Genomic DNA, 20,130 nt, shown 5'->3' with positions numbered 1-20,130 from the left:
CGGAACCCTACTGGGGCAACATGATTCGCACCTGCGCGCCGCCGGTGATCACCACTCGGTCGCCGGATTTGGCATGCAGTGCGAGCGTCGCGGTGGAGGTGGTGGAGTCGATCGCCTCCACCGTTCCCCCGAGTTCGAGTATCTCGCCGATGCTCAGCGGCGAGGCGAACCGGACCGAGTAGGTCAGCAGATGCTCGACGTGGACCAGGTCGGCGACCCATGCCGCGAGCATGCCCGCCTGCATCTGGCCCATCGAGATGACGCCCGGCAGTCCGGCCCGCACGGCGTAGTCGTGATCGTGGTGCAGCGGATTGAAATCCCCACCCGCACCGGCGAATCGGACGATATCGGTCTGGGTTATCGGCCCGATCCGCTTGGTCTCGAGCTGCTGGCCGAGGCTAAGCGTTGTCGGTGGTCGCGTCATCATGCGCCTCTCTCGATCAGGACTTCACGCTGGGTGACCGCGGTCTCGCCCGATTCGTCGACCCACTGGGTCTCCAGGGTGACCAGTCGCATGGTGCCGCCGCGTTTGCCTTCGCGGGTGGTGTCCTCCGCGATGCGCCGCGTGCCGGTCAACCGGTCGCCGGCGACCAGCGGACGGGCGTAGCGCCACTCCACCGATCCCACGACCACCCGCTCGATCGCCAGTCCGAGTGCTCGGGTGAACTGCTTCTGGTCGCGATGATGGCCGGCCACCACCACATGTGTCGGGGTCGCGAGGACATTCGAATACCCCGCTGCGGCAGCGGCCTCCTTGTCGGTATGGGCCGGGTCGACGCTATGGGTCGCCTTGGCGAACTCCCGCACTTTCCCGGCTTCCACCTCGAACGACACGACGTCCAGGACGCTGCCGACGGATAACTCCCGAACCGTGGAGCTTGTCACGGTCACCTCCCTTGGTTTTTTGGTCTGACCTATTGTAACGTTGGTCCGTAAACATGTGGAGGTGGAGATGGATCCGAGCGATTCGCCGGACGAAGCGCGGTTCCGAACCCGCATTCGTGACTGGCTGACCGAGACCCTGCCGACGTTGCCTTGGCCCGAACCGACGCGGCTCGAGGACAAGCGCGAGTTCTGGTCGGTGTGGCAGCGCACGCTGTTCGATGTGGGTTTCGCGGGCCTGTCGTGGCCTGCCGAATTCGGCGGCGCCGGTGCGAACGCGAAGATCAAAGCGATCTTCAACGAAGAGATGGATCGGGCCGGCGCGCCCGAACGACTCAACATCATCGGCGAGGACTTCGCGGGCCCCACCATCGTGGCCTTCGGTGACGATGCGCAGAAACAGCGATATCTGAAGCCGATCCTCACAGGCGAGGAAATCTGGTGCCAGCTGTTCTCCGAACCGGAGTCGGGCTCGGATCTCGCCTCGCTGCGCACCAAGGCAACCAAGGTCGAGGGCGGCTGGAAGATCCAGGGTCAGAAGATCTGGACTTCACGCGCGCAGATCGCCGACAACGCGATCCTGTTGGCGCGCACCGGCGGTGGTGATCGCCACAAGGGCATCACCTACTTCCTGCTGCCGATGTCGTCGCAGGGTGTGACGGTACGTCCGCTGGCGCACATGCTCGGCGAAGCCGAGTTCAACGAGGTGTTCCTCGACGACGTCTTCCTGCCCGACGAGGCGGTCGTGGGTGCGGTCGACGGCGGATGGAAAGTCGCGATGGGCACGCTGGCCTTCGAGCGGGTCGGCATCGCGACCGGTCGGGTGAACACCACTCGCGCGGTCGGCGATCTCATCGCACAGGTCAAGCAGAAGACCGACGATCAGGGCGAGGTGCTCAGCGCCAAATCCGATGTGCGCCAGCGCATCGCGGATCTGTACGGCCGCGCGCTGACCCACTACCTGATCGGTCAGCGGGTCATCACCGGCGCCGCGTCCGGCGAGCCCCCGGGGCCGGTCACCTCCATCGGCAAGCTCTACTTCTGCCCGCTGGTCGAGGACATCGCGGACTTCGGTCTCGAAATCGCCGAATTCGGCGGACAGTTCGGCCTCGCGGACGACCCCGACTCGGCCGACCGCGATCAGCAGCGGTGGCTGCGCCTGGCCTATCAGGCCCGCGGAACCGCCATCGCCGGCGGCTCGACCTTCATCCAACGCAACATCGCTGCCGAGCGAGTGCTCGGAATGCCCCGCAGCTGAGAAAGGCGGCGTGATGAGCACCTATGTGTGGAATCCGACACCCGAATACATCGAGAACGCGAACGTCACGCGATTGGCGCGGGCGCACGGGATCGACTCGATCGGCGAGCTTCGGCGGCGGTCGACCGCGGATGTGTCCTGGTACTGGGACGCGGCGATCACTGATCTGGGCATCCCGTTCGCGACGCCCTACGACTCGGTCCTGGACCTGTCCAATGGCGTCGAATTCCCCGACTGGTTCGTCGGCGGAACCTTCAACGCGGTCGACGCTTGCATCACCCGCTGGCTCACCGACAGCCCCGATCGGGCGGCGGTCGTACACGAGGCGGAGGACGGCTCCGTGTACACCCTCACCTACGGTGAGCTCGCCGAACAGGTCAGCCGGGTCGCGACCGGGCTGACCGATCTGGGCGTGGGTGAGGGCGATGCGGTCGCCATCTACCTGCCGATGATCTCCGAGGCGATCGTCGCGTGCTACGCCGCGGCCGGAATCGGCGCGATCATCGTGCCGCTGTTCTCCGGATTCGCCGCTCCCGCCATCGCCTCGCGATTGAACGACGCGCAGGTCAAGGCCGTGATCGTCGCGGACGGGACGATGCGCCGCGGCCGCAAGGTCGCGATGGCCGGTGAGCTGGCCAAGGCGCTGACCCGGACGCCCTCGGTGCGCTCGGTGATCACGGTGGAAAACATCGGTGGCACAATGGATTTCGGCGATGCCGACGTCACCGTGACGCCGTGGGACGTGCTGGTGGACGCCGAGCCATATCAGTTCCGGCCCTTCCTGGCGATGCAGACGCTGATGCTCGGCTACACCTCCGGGACGACCGGCAAGCCCAAGGGTGCGGTGCACACTCACGCCGGATTCACCGTCAAGGTGGCCACCGAGGTGGCGTACTCCTTCGATATCAACGAGGGCGACACCTTCTGCTGGATCACCGATATGGGCTGGGTCATGGGCCCGCTTGCTGCCTTCGGCACTCACGCCAACGGCGCGACCCTGGTGCTCTACGAGGGTTCCCCCGACGTGCCGGATACCTGTCGGCTGTGGGATCTGGTTGCGCGGCACAGCATTACGATGCTCGGCGTCTCACCGACACTCATCCGCGCGCTGCGGTCCACACCGGCGGCCGAGATCGCCGAACGGGATCTGAGTTCGGTGCATACTCTCGGATCCACCGGTGAGCCCTGGGATCCCGATTCCTACGACTGGCTCGCCGAGGAGGTCTTCGGCGGCCGGGTTCCGGTGATCAATTTCTCCGGCGGCACCGAGGTGGGCGGGTCGTTCCTGGCGCCCTATCCGGTGGAGCCGATCCCGAGCTGTTCGCTGGGCGGCCCGTCGCTGGGGATGGACGTCGACGTGGTCGACGACGAAGGGCAGTCGCTGCGCGGGACCATCGGTGAGCTCGTGTGCCGGCAACCGTGGCCCGCGATGACCCGGGGCGTATGGCACGACCCGGAGCGCTACCTGGAGTCCTACTGGTCCACCTTCCCCGGGATCTGGTGTCACGGTGACTATGCCCGTGCCGACGAGGACGGGCAGTGGTACATCCTCGGCCGGTCCGACGATGTGATGAACGTGGCGGGTAAGCGACTGGCTCCCGCCGAGGTGGAAGCCGTTCTCGCGACGCATCCGGCGGTCGCCGAGTCCGCGGCCGTCGGCATTCCGGATCCCCGTAAGGGCGAGACCGTCTGGGCCTTCTGGGTGCCGCGCAGGGGCACCGACACCGAGGGAGTGTCCGAGGAACTGCGTCAGCTGGTCGCGACCGGCGTCGGGAAGCCGTTCGCGCCGTCGAAGGTGTGGATGGTCGAGGCCCTGCCCAAGACCCGCTCGGCCAAGATCCTGCGGCGCGCGGTGCGTGCCGCCGCCATCGATGGCGACCCCGGCGATCTGTCGGGCGCGGAGAATCCCGAGGCCGTGGGCGCCATTCGCGATCTTGTCCACCGCCCGAGTACTAGCTGAGGAGAAGCGATGCATTGGGAGCTGTCCGACGAGCAGGAGATGTTCGCCGCATCCCTGCGGGAGTGGATCGCCGCCAAATTCCCGACCGAGGCGGTGCGCAAGCTGCAGACCTCCGGCGAGGCGAATCTGTTCGCCGAGGCCCTGATCCGCGATGGCTGGTGGGGCGTGGGCTATTCGGAGGAGGTGTCCGGGCAGGGCGGCGGTGTTCTCGAGCTTGCGCTGGCCGCTCGCGAGTTCGGTCGCGCGGCCGTGCCCGATTCGCGATGGCTCGCCGCTGCCCTGGCCGCGCCGCTGCTGACCGAACCGGAACTGGCCGAGCAGCTGGCCGGTGAGCAGCGGTTCACCGCGGCGATCGCCGCGGACCGGCTGCCGGCCTGGGCGCCGCTGTCGGTCACCGACGGCCGGTTGACCGGTGTGCTGCGCCATGTACTGGGAGCTCTCGAAACCGATGTGTTCCTCGTGCCGGTGACGGGGCCGGATGGCCCCGGGCTGGCGCGGGTGTCCGCGTCCGACGCCGCTGTCGAACGGGAGGATCTGCTCGATCGCTCTCGGATCGCCGGGCGGGTGGAATTCGACAAAGCGCAGATCATCGAGGTGCACGCGGCACCGGAAACCTCCCTGTCCGCCACGGCCGCGCTGGCCGGTGTGCTGACCTCCGCCGACGCGCTGGGCAGCGCGGAGCGGATGCTCGAGCTCGCTGTCGAATACAGCAAGCAGCGCAAGCAGTTCGGGCAGTTCATCGGATCGTTCCAGGCGGTCAAACATGCCGCCGCGCAGATGCTGGTCACCGTCGAGGCGTCCTATTCGACGGCGTTGTACGCCGCGGCCGCGATCGATGCCGAGCTCGGCGATGCGCCGACGATCGCCGCGGTGGCGAAGGCCCAGGTGACCGGGAAGGTCGCGGAACTGGCGGAATCGGCGCTCACTGTGCACGGTGCGATCGGGTACACGTGGGAGCACGATCTGCACCTGTTCTACAAGCGCGCGAAGCTCGACCGCACTCTCTTCGGCCCGCCTCGGGTGTGGAACGAACAGATTGCTGCGGCATTGCTGGATTACCCGGCGCAGGTAGGCTGACCCCTGTTCCGTTTTTGGTCAGTCCATTGATATAGTTGCTCGAGTTGACGGATGGAGTACGGGCGTGGATTTCGAACTGACAGAGGACCAGGTCACGATCCGTGACGCGGTCGCGGAGCTGGCGGCCAAGTACGACGATCAGTACTGGCAGGAAAAAGACGCGAGTCACGAATTCCCCACGGAGTTCTACAACGCGTTCGCTGCGGGCGGGTGGCTGGGCATCACCACCCCCGAGGAGTACGGCGGACACGGCTACGGCATCACCGAGGCCTCGATCCTGCTCGAGCAGGTGGCGGCATCGGGCGCCGGGATGAACGGCGCCAGCTCGATGCACCTGTCCATCTTCGGCATGCACCCGGTCATCGTGCACGGCAGCGAAGAGCTCAAACAGCGCACGCTGCCGCGCATCGTCAATGGTGATCTACACGTGTGCTTCGGTGTCACCGAACCGGGCGCCGGCCTGGACACCACCAAGATCACCACCTTCGCCAAGCGCGAGGGCGACAAGTACATCGTCAACGGGCGCAAGGTCTGGATCTCCAAAGCGGTCGAGTCCGAGAAGATCCTGCTGCTGACCCGGACGCAGCGTTTCGAGGATTCGCCGCGCAAGACCGACGGCCTGACGCTGTTCCTCACCGACCTCGATCGCGACAAGGTCGACATCCGCCCCATCAAGAAGATGGGCCGCAACGCCGTCACCTCCAACGAACTGTTCATCGACAACCTGGAGATCCCGGTCGACGACCGCGTCGGTGAAGAAGGCAAGGGCTTCAAGTACATTCTCGACGGCCTCAATCCGGAGCGGATGCTGGTGGCCGCCGAGGCGCTGGGCATCGGCCGCGCGGCGATGCGCGCCGGTGTCCGGTACGGCAACGACCGCGAGGTCTTCGGCCGCCCGATCGGCAAGAACCAGGGAATCCAGTTCCCGCTTGCGGATTCGCTGGCCCGCCTCGATGCCGCGGAACTGATGCTGCGCAAGGCGACCTGGCTCTACGACAACGGAAAGCCGTGCGGGCGTGAGGCGAACACGGCCAAGTACCTGTGCGCCGACGCCGGCTTCGACGCCGCGGACCGCGCGCTCCAGACGCACGGCGGCATGGGCTACTCCGAGGAGTACAACGTGTCCCGGTACTTCCGCGAAGCCCGTTTGACCCGCATCGCACCGATCAGCCAGGAAATGATCCTCAACTACCTCGGCTCGCACGTGCTCGGCCTCCCCAGGAGCTACTGATGACCGATTCGACAACGAACACCGCACCCGCGGGCATCCGGGTGTTCGGACTCGAAGGCCGCACCGCGCTGGTCACCGGCGCCGGTGGTGGTGTCGGCGCGGCGATCGCCGAGGCGTTCGCCGCGGCCGGTGCCGCGGTGCTGGTGACCGATATCAACAAGGACGCGGCGAGCGCGGTGAGCCAGCGAATCACCGCGGCCGGTGGCGTCGCGGAGCCGTTCGTGCTGGACGTCTGCGACGCCGCCAACGCCCGTGACGCGGTGGCCGCCGCCGCGGCCCTGGGCAACGGGACACTCAACATCCTGGTGAACAACGCCGGGGTGATCGCTCCGGCGATGTTCCCGAAGATGGACGAGGAGCGCTTCCGCAAGGTGCTCGACACCCACCTGATGGGTAGTTACCACTGCAGCCATGCCGCGCTCGAGTATCTGCCCGAGGACGGCACCGGCCGGATCATCAACGTCACTTCCGCAGCGGGCCTGACCGGCACGATCGGCCAGGCGAACTACGGCGCCGCCAAGGCCGCCATCATCGGGCTGACCAAATCCCTGGCCCGCGAGCTGGCGAAGCGGTCGATCACCGTGAACGCGGTGGCGCCGCTGGCCGCCACGGCCATGACCGAGAACATCCGCAGCAACGAAAAGCTCGCGGCCAAGACGCTGGCGCGAATTCCGTTGGGCCGCTGGGCTTATCCGGACGAGATCGCCCCGACCTTCGTATTCCTGGCCTCGGGCGCCGCAGGCTACATCACCGGGCAGATTCTGCCGGTCGACGGCGGGACGGTGATCTGAGGTGGCTGCGAAAGTCAACGGCCCGTTCACCGCTTCGGGCCGCGAGGTCGTCATCGCCGAGGCGGTCCGGACTCCGATCGGTAAGTCACATCCCGAGAAGGGCTGGTTCCGGGACATCCACCCGAACGCGATGCTGGCCTCCTGCTACCAGGACCTGATCACCCGCACGGAAATCGATCCCGCGATCGTGGAGGACCTCGTCATCGGGTGCACCGCGCCGTTCGGCGAGCAGTCCCGCAATATCGGCCGCAACGCCTGGCTGCAGGCCGGATACCCGGCGGAGGTCCCGGCGACCACACTGGACCGGCGCTGCGGTTCGGCCCAGACTGCCGTGAATTTCGCTGCGGCGCTGGTGGCTTCGGGTGTACACGACATCGTGATCGCCGGTGGCGTGGAGCATATGGGGCATGTCCCGATGAACTCCCCGGCCAAGATCAGCGAACTGTACGGCGAGCCGTGGCCCGCGGCGCTGCGCGAGCGCTACGACTTCGTCACTCAGGGCGAGAGCGCCGAGCTGATCGCCGAGCGCTGGAACATCTCGCGAACCGAGATGGACGAGTTCGCGGTGCGCTCGCATGCCCTGGCCGCCGACGCGATCGCCGAGGGCCGATTCACCGCCGAGATGGTGAAGATGGAACTCGACGGCGAGGTGCGCACCGGCGATCAGACCGTGCGGCCGGGTACCTCCCTCGACGCACTCGCCAAGCTGCGCACCGTCTTTCGCGCCGAGAACGGCCGGATCACCGCGGGCACCTCCAGCCCGATCTGCGACAGCGCGGCCGCGGTTCTGCTGTGCACCCGGGAGGCGGCCGAACGCCACGGGCTGCGGATCCGTGCCCGGATCGCCGACCAGACGACCGTCGGGGTCGACCCGATCATCATGCTCACCGGACCGATCCCGGCGACCCGCAAACTGTTGGAGCGCAACGGATTGGCGGTCGCGGACATCGACCTGTTCGAGGTGAACGAGGCGTTCTCCTCGGTCGTGCTGGCCTGGCAGCGTGAGCTGAAGCCCGATATGGATCGGGTCAACGTGAACGGCGGAGCGATTGCCCTGGGACATGCGGTGGGCGCCACCGGCGCCCGGTTGATCGCGACGATTCTGTCCGAGATGGAACGGCGCGACTCCGACCTGGGCCTGGTGACCATGTGCTGCGGAGGCGGGCTCGGTACCGGCACGCTGATCGAGCGGGTCGGCTGATGGTCGATTTCGGCGGGCAGTTGCGTCCCGGAATGGGGGTCTGGTGGGGCCAGGCCGCCGCCGAACCACGCCCGCTCGTGGACGAACTGCTCGCCCAGGCGCCCTCCTCCGGGCCGCTTCGCCTCTTCACCGGTCTGAGCTGGAACGACCAACTGGCGCACTCGATGTCGCCTACCGACACGATGGTGTCCTACGGCGGCCTGGGCGCCCTGCGGGAACTGGGGGTCACGGACCGCCTCGAGGTCGTGCCGTGTCACTACTCGGCGCTGCCGCGGATGTTCGCCGAGCGCAGATTGCCGTGTGATGCCGGGCTACTGCAGGTGTCGCCGCCCGATCGCGACGGCATGTGTTCGCTGGGAATCGGCGTCGACTACATGGCCGATGCGATCGCGCATACGCCACTGTTGTTCGCGGAGATCAACCGTCAGATGCCGGTCATCCCCGGCTCTCCGCGCATTCCGTTGAGCCGCTTCGCCGCCGTGCTCGAGACCGATCGACCGCTCCAGCAGGAAGACCGCCGTCCCGTCGGAGACGTCGATCGCGCCATCGCCTCCCATATCGCCGCTCTGGTGGATGACGGTGACACGCTGCAGGTCGGCATCGGCTCCATCGGTACGGCCGTCTTCGACGCGCTGAGCGGCCACCGAAATCTCGGTGTGCACACGGGCATGATCACCGACGGCGTCCTGCGTCTGATCGACGAGGGCGTGATCACCGGCGGATGGAAGCAACTCGATCGCGGATTCTCGGTAGCCGGAACCGCATTGGGGTCGGCGGACCTGTATACGCGCGTCGCCGAGCTGCCCATCCTGTTCCGTCCGACGAGTTACACCCATGCGCCGCAGGTGCTTTCCCAGCTCTCGACGCTCGTCGCGATCAATTTCGCGATCGAGGTGGACCTGACCGGACAGGTCGGCGCCGAGATGAGCCGAGGGACGTATCTCGGTGCGGTCGGCGGCCAGGTCGACTTCGCCCGCGCTGCCGCGCTCACCGGGAAACGGTCGGTCATCGCCCTGCGTTCCACCATGCGCGGACGCTCGTCGATCAAATTCGGCCTCGATGAGGGGGTCGTCACCACCGCACGCGCCGACGTCGACTGCGTCGTCACCGAGCACGGTGTCGCGCATCTGCGTGGCCAGCCCCTCGCTGAACGCCGTCGCCGTTTGATCGGTATCGCGGCGCCGGAATTCCGGGACGAACTCGCGAGCGCGGTACGGCTCGCCTCCTGACACAACCGCCACAACTGTCATCGAAAGGAATCGACAATCATGAGTAATCGGGTAGCGCTCGTCACCGGTGGAGCCCAGGGCATCGGTGCGGGTATCTCGCGCAAGCTGGGCGAGGCCGGCTTCCGGGTCGCCGTGGCCGACTTGAATCTCGAGGTCGCCGAGCAGACCGCCAAGGAGATCACCGCGGCCGGCGGGCAGGCGATCGCCGTGCCGATCGATGTCACCGACACCGCTTCGGTGCAGGCGGCAGTCGCGCAGATCACCGAAAGCCTGGGCCCGGTGGAGATCGCGGTGAACAACGCCGGCTGGGACGATTTCATGAAATTCCTCGACACCGACGAGGCGTTCTGGGACAAGATCCTGGACATCAACTTCAAGGGCGCCCTGCGGGTGAACCACACCGTCGTGCCGGGCATGATCGAGCGCGGTTTCGGCCGGGTCATCAATATCGGTTCCGATGCCGGTCGTGTCGGGTCGTCGCTGGAAGCGGTGTACTCCGGCGCCAAGGGCGGCATCATCGCCTTCACCAAGACCCTCGCCCGCGAGGTCGCGACCAAGGGCGTGACCGTCAACTCGGTGTGCCCCGGTCCCACCGACACCCCCGCGCTGCGCAAGTTCGCGAACAACTCCGGACAGGATGCGGACAAGGTGCTGGGCGGCATGACCCGCGCGGTGCCGATGAAGCGGCTGGCTCAGCCGTCGGATATCGCTGCGGCCGTGGCGTTCTTCGCCTCCGACGAGACCAGCTACATCACCGGCCAGACGCTGTCGGTCAGCGGCGGATTGACGATGGCCTAGGCGCGCGGTGACCGACAACAACAAGGAATGGTCGACCGTTCGCCGGTACGACGACGTCGACTACTCGCGTACCTCCGACGGAATCGCCAAGATCACCATCTGCCGGCCGGAGGTGCACAACGCCTTCCGGCCGCAGACGCTGGTCGAGATCTCCGACGCCCTCACCCACGCCCGGGAAGATCCCTCGATCGGGGTCATCGTGCTGACCGGTGAGGGTGATCGCGCCTTCTGTTCCGGCGGCGACCAGCGCGTGCGCGGCGACACCGGCTACCTCACCGATCCCGACCGGCCCGATGCGGTCGGCCGGTTCCATGTCACCGATCTACAGGTGCAGATTCGCCGACTGCCCAAGCCGGTCGTGGCGATGGTCGCCGGGTACGCCATCGGCGGCGGGCATGTGCTGCAGATCGTCTGCGATCTGACGATCGCGGCGGACAACGCCCGGCTCGGACAGGTCGGGCCGAGGGTCGGTTCGTTCGACGGCGGCTTCGGCGCCGGGTTGCTGGCCGACATGGTCGGAGTACGCAAGGCCAAGGAGATCTGGTTCCTGTGCCGCCAGTACGACGCCGCCGAGGCGTTGGACATGGGACTGGTGAATACCGTTGTCCCGCTGGCGGATCTGGAGTCCGAGACGCTCGCGTGGTGTCGGCGGATGATGGAACTCTCACCCATGGCCTTGCGCCTGATGAAGGCGAGCTTCCACGCGGCCGAGGACGGCCTGGCAGGGATTCAGCAACTCGCACACGACACGAATCTTCTGTTCTACGCCACCGAAGAAGCGAAAGAAGGCCGCGAGGCATTCAAGGCCAAGCGGCGTCCGGAGTTCGACCGGTTTCCCCGTCGAGCCTGAAACAACGGAAGGATCCGGCGATGACGACGTTCGGGGTCAACGCATTCGGGGTCGGTCGCGGCCCCGAGCGGTTCGAGGCGATGACCGAGTTGGCCCGGGAGGCCGAGGAGATCGGCTGCGCGGCGGTGTGGACGAGCGAGCTGTACAGCCGCTCGGCCACCGTGCCGATGGCAGCGCTCGCCGCGGGCACGAGCACGATCGGCATCGGCACGAATATCGCCTACGGCGTGGGCCGCAGCCCCCTGATGTGGGCGGCGGAGGCCCGTGATCTCGACGAGTTGTCGAACGGCCGAATCATTCTCGGTCTCGGCAACGGGACGCCGAAGATGATGGAAGCCTGGCACGGTGTCTCGGGCGAGGCGCCGGCGGCCCGGATGGCCGAACTGCTCACCGTGCTCAAGGCGCTGTGGCGGCTGCACGAGGGGCCGGTGCATCACGACGGCCGCTTCTACCATGTGCACATCTCGCCCACATCGGATGTGCCGCAACCGATCAGGCCCGAGATTCCGATCTGGATCGCCGGGGTGAACAAGCTGATGCTCCGCACAGCGGGTGAACGGGCCGATGGGCTGGTGGGTCATCCGATGTTCACCGCCGACTACGTTCGCGGGCCCGTAGCGGACGAAATTGCCACGGGCGCAGCGGTTTCCGGCCGCGATCCGGCCGAGGTCGCCATCATGGGCATTCGGATGTGCGCGATCAACGAGGATGTGGATCTCGCACGCCGTCAGGCGGCATATGCGATCGGTCAGTACGCCGCGTCTCGTGTCTACGATCATTTGTTCGAGCTCCACGGCTGGAGCGCCGAGCAGAAGAAGATTCGCCAGGCAGCTCGCGACCGTGACGCCGAGGCGCTCATCGATGCGGTCACGGACGACATGATCGACACGATCGCGATCGCCTGCCGGCCTGCCGAGTTTCCGGAGGCTCTGGCCCGGATCCCGGACGGCTTCGATCACCTCGACCTGATCGCGCCCCCGTGGGGGCTGAGCGATCAGGAGACCCGGGCGATCAACGCCGAGATCCTGGCCGGCTTGCGGGTCCACTTCGCGAACCCGGTAGCCGTGTGAAGCCAGGCGTTCAGCCTTCGCGCAGCTCGATCTCGGTACGCTGCTCGACCTGGACCACGGCTTCGGCGTAACCGTGGACGTGCTTGGTCATCCGTCGCGTGGCGACCGCAGGGTCGCCCGCGCGGATGGCGTCGGTGATCGTCTTGTGCGCCTTGTAGGTGGTCTTGCGCACCTCGTCGTCGACGAAGGCGGTGTTCTCCGTCGAGCTGTAGATGGCATTCGACAGTGCGGTCATGAAGCCGGTGAGCAGCTCGTTGTGGCTCGCGGTCGCCACTGCGAGATGCCAGTCCACGTTGGCCTGCAGAAACTGTTCGAGCGGGATTTCCAGATCGCCCAGCAGAGTGTTGGCCGCATCCAGGGCAGCGAGGTCGTCGTCGGTGCGGTACTTCGCGGCCAGGGCGGCACAGGCGGGCTCGATCGCTTCGCGGGTCTCCAGCAGTGCGGTCAGCCGCAACTGCTGACCGCGGATGAGCAGACTGACCGAGGAGGCCACGGCGTCGCCGCCGGGCTGCTGGACGAACGCACCACCGGATCGCCCGGTCTTGATGACCACGAGGCCCTGAACCTCGAGGATCCGGAGCGCTTCGCGGACCGTTGTTCGGCTCATCTGCGTCTGAGAAACCAGTTCGCGTTCGGGTGGCAATGCGGTACCGGACGGGAATTCGCCACGCAGGATGCGCTCGCGGAGGTCGTTGGCGAGGACATCCGATGCCTTGGGTACCTGCATCGGCTGCAGCTGAACAGGGTGCCGCGCAACCGTGCTCGTCGAGGGCGAGTCGGGCATCGTTACCTGCTTTCTGTGTATTTGGTCGTACCTAATCTATCAGCAAAGAGTCCTGCCATGCGAGTTTGCAGTTCTCGGGGGCCGGAGGTATTTTGGTCATACCAAAATAATGGTTGACTTAGACCTGTCGGAATAGCTAGTTTCCGAGGGGAAGGAGTCGGCCGCAGCGGTGTCGACAACAAGCTGAAATGCGAGGACGACGTGGCAGAGCTGGCACAGGACGTGGTCACCTGGGAGACGGTCGAACCGGGAATCACGGTGGTGACCCTGCAGCGGCCACCGGCGAACGCATTGGGTATCCCGCTGCTGGACGGCCTGCACCTCGCGATGGATGCCGCCGAGAAGGCAGGGGGTGTGAAGGTCATGGTGATCGGCTCCGCCCTGCCCGGATTCTTCGCCGCGGGCGCCGACATCAAGCATCTGTCCACGATCGACGCCGAGACCTTCACCGCGTATGGCGACCGGATGCGCGAGGTCAATGATCGACTCGCGGCGGCGCCGTGGATCTCCATCGCCGCAGTCGACGGGGTGGCGCTGGGCGGCGGCCTCGAGCTCGCCATGGCCTGCACACTCCGCGTCGCAGGTCCCGGTGGCAGATTCGGGTTGCCGGAGGTCAAACTCGGGCTGATCCCCGGTGCCGGTGGTACTCAGCGTCTCCCGAGGCTCGTGGGCCGGGGCCGAGCTCTGGACATCATGCTGACCGCCCGGCAGGTGGAGGCCGAGGAGGCATTCCGGATCGGCCTGGTGGATCGGTTGACCGACGGCCCCGCCACCGAGGCCGCGTTGGCGTGGGCCCGCGGCCTGCTCGGCCCGTCGCTGCCGGCCCAGCTGGCAGTGGTGCGCACCGTGGACGCAGCGTTCGACCTGCCGCTCGCGCAGGGCGCACGGTACGAGGTCGATCAGATCCAGGCGCTGTTCGAGGACGGCGAGGCGGCCGAAGGCATCACCGCGTTCGTCGAGAAGCGCAAGCCGCAGTTCCGCTAGTCGCGATCTGCTAGTTCCCACCTGGTCCACTTCGTTAGGAGCCCGGATGAAAACCCTGGAAGAACGTTTCGAAACCCTGCTCGCCGAGCAGGTCCGGCCTGGGGTCGTCGTGGTCACGCTGAACCGGCCCGACCGCTACAACGCGATGACCAACACCATGTTCGTCGAACTCGAGCGGCTCGCCTGGGGGCTGGAGACCGAGGACGATTGCCGCGTCGTCATCGTGACCGGCGCGGGCAAGGCGTTCTGCTCCGGCTACGACCTCGCCGACGCCGATGCGCTGCCGAGCCTGGGCGCACTGGGCATGCTCGATCAGCAGGAGCGCGCCGCGCGGGCGCTCAGCGCGATTCGTTCACTGCGGGTGCCGGTCATCGCCGCGGTGAACGGCCCGGCGGCGGGCGGCGGCCTGGCCTTGGCGCTCGCCGCCGACATCCGCCTGGCCGGTCCTGCGGCGAAGTTCAACGCAGCCTTCGTGCGAATCGGCCTGTCCGCGGGCGATCTGGGCACTTCCTGGCTGCTGACCCGCCTGATCGGGCCGGCCAAGACCAGCGAGATCTGCTTCACCGGAAGGATCGTGGACGCCACCGAGGCGGCGGAAATGGGCATCGTCAACTCGGTCGGCGAGGGCGATGTCGTCTCCGACGCACTCGCGCTCGCAGACCAGATCGTCGCGAATTCGCCAGGTGGGGTGCAGTTGTCGAAGCGTGCGTTGCAGGCCAACCTCGAGGTCGGCTCGTATGCCGCCGCGATCGAGCTCGAGAACCGAGGTCAGGCGCTGCTGACCCGGACTCTCGACATGGCCGAGGCGCTGACCGCATTCAAAGAGAAGCGCAAGCCCGTCTTCGTGGGCAACTAGCACAGCTGAACACACACGACGTGAGGCCGAGACATGATTGATTTTCCCGTTCTGGAGACGCTGACCTTCGAGGAGGTCGAGCCGGACCTCGGTGTCCTGCGCATCAACCGACCCGACCGGTTGAACTCGCAGACCGTCAGGATGTTCCACGAGTACCTGGCCGCGGGGCGGGCGTTGCGGGACAGCGGATTGCGCGCGCTGGTCGTGACCGGGGCGGGCGAGCGTGCCTTCTGCGCCGGATTCGACCTCGACGAGATCCATGTGATCACCGAAATGGGCGTCCGGGAATTCCTCAAGTTCCAGGAGACCGCGACCGGCGGTATCCAGTCGCTCCGGCACCTGCCGTTTCCGGTGATCGCCGCCATTCACGGCCCGGCCACCGGTGGCGGCATGGCGCTGGCGCTGGCCGCCGATATCCGCCTCGCCGCACCGACTCTCAAGATGAGCGCCGCGTTCGTCAAGGTCGGGCTGTCGATCGGTGAACTCGGTACATCGTTCAACCTCGCGCGTCTGGTCGGCCCGGCCCGCGCCGCAGAAATCGGTTACACCGCACGCATTGTCGAGGCGGACGAGGCACAGCGGATCGGCCTGGTCAACCGCGTGGTGCCCTCGGAACAACTGCTGGACGAGGCGCTGGCCATGGCGCGGCAGATCGCGCAGAACTCACCCGGCGGCGTGCGGATGTCCAAGCGCGCCATCCAGCGCAACACCGAAATCGGCTCCTACGAGGCGGCTCTCGAACTCGAGAACCGCGGTCAGGCCCTGCTGACCAGAACCGAGGACATGCCCGAAGCTCTGGCCGCCTTCAAGGAGAAGCGCAGCCCACAGTTCACCGGTCGGTGAGCCGAGGATGAGCTGGGACTGGACCCCTGAAACTCGTCACGCGCTGCAGGAGTTCCTGATCGGCCACGAGATCCTGTCGGGGCCGATCACGACCAGGGGCATCGGGGACGGGCATTCGAACCTGACCTTCCTGGTCACCGGCGGCGACACCAGCGTGGTCGTGCGCCGTCCGCCGCCGCCGCCGATTCCCCCGGGCGCCAACGACATGCTCAGGGAAGCGAAACTGCTGACCGCGATGCACTCCACCGCTGTTCCCGTACCGGAGGTCCTGGCTGTTGCCCAGGAGGGCGAGGTGCTGGATGTGCCCTTCTATGTGATGAGCTTCGCCCCGGGCCCGGTGGTCACCGTGCGTACCCCCGCGCCGCTGGACACGCCCGATCAACGGCGATCGGTCGGCTACAGCATGATCGATACGCTCGCGGATCTACACGAGGTGGATTGGCGCGCGGTAGGACTCGAACGGCTCGGCCGCCCCGAGGGTTTCAATGCCCGGCACCTGCAACGGATGCGCCGTCTCGTCGCGGACGAGGACGGCAATCCACCGCCCGATTTCGCCGATGTCGATGCGTGGCTGGCTGCGAATACGCCGCCGGAATCGGATGCGGCGCTCATCCACTGCGATTTCCGGATCGGCAATGTCGTACTCGCACCGGATAACCCGGGCCGGATTCAGGCGGTGCTCGATTGGGAACTCGCGACGATCGGTGATCCGCTGCTCGACGTCGGTTACCTGCTGGCCACGGTCCCCGAACCGGGCCGGTCGATGAATCCGACCGCCGAACTCGGCGCCGCGATGCTCGAGGACGGGTATCCCTCGAAAGCCGAACTCGTGCAACGGTACCGCGATCGGACGGGACGAGACCTCGGCAATCTCACCTGGTATACGACACTCGCGCTGTGGAAACTGGCTGTCCTGTACGAATACAGCCGACGCCGTGTACTCGACGGGATCGGCGACCCCTACTACTCCGATCCCGCCCTGGTGCGCAGCTTCCTCGAAGACGCGCGCCACGCCGCGGGATTGGCGAGCGCCGAGGCCGTCACCCGGCAGTAGCCGTGCGATTCGGCGCATCGCGCCCGACCCACAAGGAGTTTCGATGGCAAGTACATCTGGCCGCACCTTTCACGATCCGCTGGTCGGGCCCGAGGTGTCCGATCTGCCGAGCGGTTTCTTCGATCGGCTGATGTTCAACCTGCATCCGGCCGATGCCCTCGCGCCCTCGGTGATCATGGGCTTCGGGATCTACCCGGCCAAGGACACCGCGGACGGGTTCGTGGTGGTCAGCGGTGAGAGCGAGCAGCGGAATCTGCGCTTCTCCACACTGCTGAGCGCCACGAACCGGGACGGCGCCGGTCCGTTCCGGTTCGAGGTGGTTAAGCCGAACGAACTGTGGCGGCTTCACTTGGGCCCCAACGAGATCGACGCCGAATTCGATCTGACCTGGCACGCGCGCACGCCCGCGTGGTTCGGTGAGGTGGCGGTGACGAACACCTCCTCCGAACGCACCTCGTTCGATCACCTGTTCCAGTCCGGCCGATACGAGGGCACGTTGCGCGTCGGGGACCGGCGATACGACGTGGACAACTGGTACGGGCAGCGGGACCGCTCCCGAGGCGTGCGCACGATGTCCGGGGGCCAGGGACTGCACATCTGGTATCAAGCCCAGTTCCCGGACTTCTCGATCGGCTTCCTGCTCGTGGAAACCCGTGCGCAGGAAAGGATTCTGCTCGAGGGGGCCGTGATGCACGAGAGCGGTGTGCTGGATCCGATCACCGATGTCCGCCACGCCCTGGTCTTCACCCCCGATCTCGATCTGGTCGAGGGGGATGTCGCGGTCGAGACCGCGGCGGGGGAGCGGTACGTCGTGCATGCCGACGGTCGCGCGCGCGGAGGCTACATGGCGGGCGCCGGTTACGGTGGCCACCATGGTGTTTCGGCAGGGGTCGATCACATCGAATCGGATCGTTACGCGTTGGACGGTTCGGTGTCGCCGCGCTCGCTCGATTCGGCGCTGACCGACCGGCTGTGCACGTTCACGCTCGGCGACGTACGCGGTTCGGGGATCTTCGAATTCGCCTCGACCCGCAGCAGCAAGTACCGGTATCGGCCGTCGCTCTGACCGCCGTGGGTTCCCCCATGCTGTCGGGGGAACCCACGGTCCGATCCGATCGAGGCGGGGAACGGGAAAGGGTGCGCATCTTGTGGATGCGCACCCTTTCTCGTTTTGCGAACCGATCGGCTCACACGCTTCGCTGCGCCTTGCTGGACTCCGAGGCGGCCTTGCTGGTTTCCTTGATCTGCTGCCAGTCGGCATCGGTCAGGCTCGTCAGGCCCGCGAATGTGCCGGGGCCGGCCAGCATCTGCCCGCCGTCCATGGCGATGGTCTGCCCGGTCAGGTAGTCACACGCATCCGAGAACAGGAACATCGTCAGGTTGGCCAGCTCCTCGATCGTCCCGGTGCGCCCGGCCGGGATCTGATCCGCCTGGGTGGCACCGACCGAGGACTTGTCGGTCGGATTGAGCATCTCCCAGGCGTAGTCGGTCGGAATCGGGCCGGGGGCAAGGGCATTCACGCGAATGCCGTACTTGGCCCACTCCACGGCCAGGGACATCGTCATCGAATGCACCGCGGCCTTGGCCATGGCGGACGGGACCACGAAGGCCGATCCCGTCCACACCCACGTGGTGAGCGTCGACAGGACCGAGCCGGGCAGGCCGTCGGCGATCCACCGCTTGCCCGCGGCGTGGGTGGTGTGGAAGGAACCGTTCATCACCGTGCTCGTGATGGCCTGGAAAGCGCGGGGGCTCAAGTCCTTCGTCTGCGCGATGAAGTTGGCGGCCGCGTTGTTCAGCACACCCGTCAACGCACCGTGCTCGGACCAGATCCGGTCCATCGTCGCATCGACGTTCTCGTAGTCCCGGACGTCGACGGTGTGGTAATGCACCGACCCGGGCCGGGAGACCGATGCCTCCTCCGCCGCCTCGGCAAGGACCGCGGCACGCCGTCCCCACAGATGAACCTCGGCCCCGTGCTCCACCAGATGCCGCGCCACGCCGCGGCCGAGTCCGGTGCCACCACCGGTGATCAGGATTCGCTTCCCGGACAACAACGTCGGCGAGAATAGCGTCTCGGTCATCATGTACCTCGTAACTCGATGGTTCGTGCCGGCGTTCGGGTCACAAACCGATGTGTTTGGCGATGATCTCGCGCTGAATTTCGTTGGTACCGCCGTAGATCGGAGGTGCCAGCGCCCTGCGGACCTGACCCTCCATGCCGTACTCGCGGGCGTAGCCGTAGCCGCCCATCATCTGCATCGCCTCCAGGGTCGCGTGTTTCGCGACCTCGGTGCACCGCATCTTGGCCATCGCGCTCTCGCGTGCGAGGTCGTCCTCGAGTCCGGCATCGATCTTGGTCGCCACGTCGTAGACGAACGTGCGAGCCAGCTCGATGTCGGTGGCGAGGTCCGCTAGGCGATGCCGCAGCGCCTGGAAGCTGGCCAGGGTCCGGCCGAACTGCTCGCGCTCCCGGGCATAGGCGACCGCGTCGTCGAGAGCCCGGCGCGCGCCCCCGATGCTCATCGCGGCGATGATCAGCCGTTCGATCGACAGACCGCGCATGAGTTGTTTCCACGCGTTGCGCGGTTCGCCCACGACCGCGGAGACCGGCACCGAGACGTCACTGAAGAACACGTCGTTGCAGGTGTGCGCTTCCATGGTCTGGATACCGCGGATGGTCAGGCCCGGCGCGTCGGTCGGCACCATCAACAAGGTCATGCCCTGATGTTTGCTGCCGGAGTTGTCCTCGCGGGTCAGGACCAGGATGTGTTCTGCCACATGTGCCGCGGAGATCCACGTCTTCTGGCCGTTGATCAGGTAGCGGTCCCCGTCGAGGCGGGCGCTGACCCGCAGCCCGGCCAGGTCCGATCCCGCGCCGGGCTCGCTGAGCGCGATGGCCTCGAGGCGGCCTGCGGTGAGATTGCCGACGATCGTCTTCTTCTGCTCGTCGGTGCCCCAGCGCATATACGTCTGCGCCGCGGTCAGACCGGTCGAGTAACCCGTGATCGGCGCCAGGCCGCGAGCGGACTCCTCGAGGAAGATGCACTCGTCGACGAATCCTGCTCCGCCGCCGCCGAATTGCGCGGGGAGCGAAACCCCCAGCCACCCGTTCCGGGCCATATCGGCCAGGACCTGGGGGCTGTTGGACAGGCTTCCGCCCTCGGTGACCGCGTCACGTTGCGCGACTGTCGCGAGGTGGCGGCGGCAGTACTCGGTGACCGCCGCCGCGAACTCGCGCTGTTCTGTCGAGAACTGCACC

The 20,130-nt window shown here is 66.7% G+C and carries 20 protein-coding genes; 15 read left to right on the top strand and 5 right to left on the bottom strand.

Features of this window, described 5'->3' with window-relative positions; all coding sequences use genetic code 11:
- Positions 1–7: 7 nt before the first annotated feature.
- On the bottom strand, positions 8–424 hold the full coding sequence (locus ON40_RS42500) for a MaoC/PaaZ C-terminal domain-containing protein (RefSeq protein ID WP_040831409.1): 417 nt from the start codon (positions 422–424) through the stop codon (positions 8–10).
- Positions 424–885, bottom strand: coding sequence for an FAS1-like dehydratase domain-containing protein (locus ON40_RS42495; protein WP_040831497.1), 462 nt, complete (start codon positions 883–885; stop codon positions 424–426). The genes ON40_RS42500 and ON40_RS42495 overlap by 1 nt, the downstream gene beginning before the upstream one ends.
- Before the next feature lie 67 nt (positions 886–952).
- On the opposite strand from ON40_RS42495, the gene ON40_RS42490 reads away from it, so the two are divergent.
- The 10 genes from ON40_RS42490 (at position 953) to ON40_RS42445 (ending at position 12,347) form a co-directional block, all read left to right on the top strand.
- Positions 953–2,140 (top strand): acyl-CoA dehydrogenase family protein, encoded by a 1,188-nt coding sequence (locus ON40_RS42490; protein WP_040831496.1) that lies wholly within the window; start codon positions 953–955, stop codon positions 2,138–2,140.
- A 13-nt stretch (positions 2,141–2,153) separates the two neighbouring features.
- Complete coding sequence (locus ON40_RS42485; protein WP_040831408.1) at positions 2,154–4,100, top strand: AMP-binding protein; 1,947 nt, start codon at positions 2,154–2,156, stop codon at positions 4,098–4,100.
- A gap of 9 nt (positions 4,101–4,109) precedes the next feature.
- Complete coding sequence (locus ON40_RS42480) at positions 4,110–5,177, top strand: acyl-CoA dehydrogenase family protein (RefSeq protein WP_040831407.1); 1,068 nt, start codon at positions 4,110–4,112, stop codon at positions 5,175–5,177.
- A gap of 64 nt (positions 5,178–5,241) precedes the next feature.
- Entirely contained in the window at positions 5,242–6,408 is a 1,167-nt protein-coding gene (locus tag ON40_RS42475) for an acyl-CoA dehydrogenase family protein (protein ID WP_040831406.1), read from the top strand.
- On the top strand, positions 6,408–7,199 hold the full coding sequence (locus ON40_RS42470; protein ID WP_040831405.1) for an SDR family NAD(P)-dependent oxidoreductase: 792 nt from the start codon (positions 6,408–6,410) through the stop codon (positions 7,197–7,199). The genes ON40_RS42475 and ON40_RS42470 overlap by 1 nt, the downstream gene beginning before the upstream one ends.
- A 1-nt stretch (position 7,200) precedes the next feature.
- Positions 7,201–8,400, top strand: a complete 1,200-nt coding sequence (locus ON40_RS42465; protein ID WP_040831403.1) for a thiolase family protein — start codon at positions 7,201–7,203, stop codon at positions 8,398–8,400.
- Positions 8,400–9,629, top strand: coding sequence for an acetyl-CoA hydrolase/transferase family protein (locus ON40_RS42460; RefSeq protein ID WP_040831401.1), 1,230 nt, complete (start codon positions 8,400–8,402; stop codon positions 9,627–9,629). Before ON40_RS42465 ends, ON40_RS42460 begins: the two co-directional genes overlap by 1 nt.
- Before the next feature lie 39 nt (positions 9,630–9,668).
- Positions 9,669–10,427 (top strand): SDR family NAD(P)-dependent oxidoreductase, encoded by a 759-nt coding sequence (locus ON40_RS42455; RefSeq protein WP_040831399.1) that lies wholly within the window; start codon positions 9,669–9,671, stop codon positions 10,425–10,427.
- Positions 10,428–10,434: 7 nt separating this feature from the next.
- Positions 10,435–11,277: a 1,4-dihydroxy-2-naphthoyl-CoA synthase gene (gene menB, locus ON40_RS42450; RefSeq protein ID WP_040831398.1), complete on the top strand. Its 843-nt coding sequence runs from the start codon at positions 10,435–10,437 to the stop codon at positions 11,275–11,277.
- A 20-nt stretch (positions 11,278–11,297) separates the two neighbouring features.
- Positions 11,298–12,347, top strand: a complete 1,050-nt coding sequence (locus tag ON40_RS42445) for an LLM class flavin-dependent oxidoreductase (protein ID WP_040831396.1) — start codon at positions 11,298–11,300, stop codon at positions 12,345–12,347.
- A 10-nt stretch (positions 12,348–12,357) separates the two neighbouring features.
- On the opposite strand, the gene ON40_RS42440 is transcribed toward ON40_RS42445, so the two are convergent.
- Entirely contained in the window at positions 12,358–13,074 is a 717-nt protein-coding gene (locus tag ON40_RS42440) for a FadR/GntR family transcriptional regulator (RefSeq protein WP_040831495.1), read from the bottom strand.
- A 258-nt stretch (positions 13,075–13,332) separates the two neighbouring features.
- Here ON40_RS42440 and ON40_RS42435 point away from each other — a divergent pair, with 258 nt between their 5' ends.
- Genes ON40_RS42435 through ON40_RS42415 form a run of 5 tightly spaced genes read left to right on the top strand, consistent with a single transcriptional unit; the run spans position 13,333 to position 17,934 of the window.
- Entirely contained in the window at positions 13,333–14,115 is a 783-nt protein-coding gene (locus ON40_RS42435) for an enoyl-CoA hydratase/isomerase family protein (RefSeq protein WP_040831394.1), read from the top strand.
- A gap of 46 nt (positions 14,116–14,161) precedes the next feature.
- Positions 14,162–14,971 (top strand): enoyl-CoA hydratase/isomerase family protein, encoded by an 810-nt coding sequence (locus ON40_RS42430; RefSeq protein ID WP_040831392.1) that lies wholly within the window; start codon positions 14,162–14,164, stop codon positions 14,969–14,971.
- Between the two features lie 33 nt (positions 14,972–15,004).
- Positions 15,005–15,814, top strand: a complete 810-nt coding sequence (locus tag ON40_RS42425; RefSeq protein WP_040831390.1) for an enoyl-CoA hydratase/isomerase family protein — start codon at positions 15,005–15,007, stop codon at positions 15,812–15,814.
- A gap of 7 nt (positions 15,815–15,821) precedes the next feature.
- Positions 15,822–16,868: a phosphotransferase family protein gene (locus tag ON40_RS42420; RefSeq protein ID WP_040831389.1), complete on the top strand. Its 1,047-nt coding sequence runs from the start codon at positions 15,822–15,824 to the stop codon at positions 16,866–16,868.
- A gap of 43 nt (positions 16,869–16,911) precedes the next feature.
- Positions 16,912–17,934, top strand: a complete 1,023-nt coding sequence (locus ON40_RS42415; protein WP_040831387.1) for an Rv3169 family protein — start codon at positions 16,912–16,914, stop codon at positions 17,932–17,934.
- A gap of 121 nt (positions 17,935–18,055) precedes the next feature.
- On the opposite strand, the gene ON40_RS42410 is transcribed toward ON40_RS42415, so the two are convergent.
- The gene (locus ON40_RS42410) at positions 18,056–18,955 is read right to left on the bottom strand and encodes an SDR family oxidoreductase (RefSeq protein ID WP_040831385.1); all 900 of its coding nucleotides are present in this window, start codon (positions 18,953–18,955) and stop codon (positions 18,056–18,058) included.
- Between the two features lie 37 nt (positions 18,956–18,992).
- Positions 18,993–20,129, bottom strand: a complete 1,137-nt coding sequence (locus ON40_RS42405) for an acyl-CoA dehydrogenase family protein (RefSeq protein WP_040831384.1) — start codon at positions 20,127–20,129, stop codon at positions 18,993–18,995.
- Between the last annotated feature and the right edge of the window lies 1 nt (position 20,130).

It is taken from the genome of Nocardia jiangxiensis NBRC 101359, from assembly GCF_000308615.1.
GTDB classification, from domain to species: Bacteria; Actinomycetota; Actinomycetes; order Mycobacteriales; family Mycobacteriaceae; genus Nocardia; species Nocardia jiangxiensis.
The sequence above is the reverse complement of the archived record's forward strand: the minus strand, read 5'-3'. Positions and strand labels throughout refer to the sequence as shown.

Excerpts from the sequence above, each read along its gene's own strand:
- ON40_RS42500 (WP_040831409.1), bottom strand. The coding sequence starts at position 424 with ATGACGCGACCACCGACAACGCTTAGCCTCGGCCAGCAGCTCGAGACC.
- ON40_RS42490 (WP_040831496.1), top strand. The coding sequence starts at position 953 with ATGGATCCGAGCGATTCGCCGGACGAAGCGCGGTTCCGAACCCGCATT.
- ON40_RS42485 (WP_040831408.1), top strand. The coding sequence starts at position 2,154 with ATGAGCACCTATGTGTGGAATCCGACACCCGAATACATCGAGAACGCG.
- ON40_RS42480 (WP_040831407.1), top strand. The coding sequence starts at position 4,110 with ATGCATTGGGAGCTGTCCGACGAGCAGGAGATGTTCGCCGCATCCCTG.
- ON40_RS42470 (WP_040831405.1), top strand. The coding sequence starts at position 6,408 with ATGACCGATTCGACAACGAACACCGCACCCGCGGGCATCCGGGTGTTC.
- ON40_RS42460 (WP_040831401.1), top strand. The coding sequence starts at position 8,400 with ATGGTCGATTTCGGCGGGCAGTTGCGTCCCGGAATGGGGGTCTGGTGG.
- ON40_RS42455 (WP_040831399.1), top strand. The coding sequence starts at position 9,669 with ATGAGTAATCGGGTAGCGCTCGTCACCGGTGGAGCCCAGGGCATCGGT.
- ON40_RS42445 (WP_040831396.1), top strand. The coding sequence starts at position 11,298 with ATGACGACGTTCGGGGTCAACGCATTCGGGGTCGGTCGCGGCCCCGAG.
- ON40_RS42440 (WP_040831495.1), bottom strand. The coding sequence starts at position 13,074 with ATGCAGGTACCCAAGGCATCGGATGTCCTCGCCAACGACCTCCGCGAG.
- ON40_RS42430 (WP_040831392.1), top strand. The coding sequence starts at position 14,162 with ATGAAAACCCTGGAAGAACGTTTCGAAACCCTGCTCGCCGAGCAGGTC.
- ON40_RS42425 (WP_040831390.1), top strand. The coding sequence starts at position 15,005 with ATGATTGATTTTCCCGTTCTGGAGACGCTGACCTTCGAGGAGGTCGAG.
- ON40_RS42420 (WP_040831389.1), top strand. The coding sequence starts at position 15,822 with ATGAGCTGGGACTGGACCCCTGAAACTCGTCACGCGCTGCAGGAGTTC.
- ON40_RS42415 (WP_040831387.1), top strand. The coding sequence starts at position 16,912 with ATGGCAAGTACATCTGGCCGCACCTTTCACGATCCGCTGGTCGGGCCC.
- ON40_RS42410 (WP_040831385.1), bottom strand. The coding sequence starts at position 18,955 with ATGATGACCGAGACGCTATTCTCGCCGACGTTGTTGTCCGGGAAGCGA.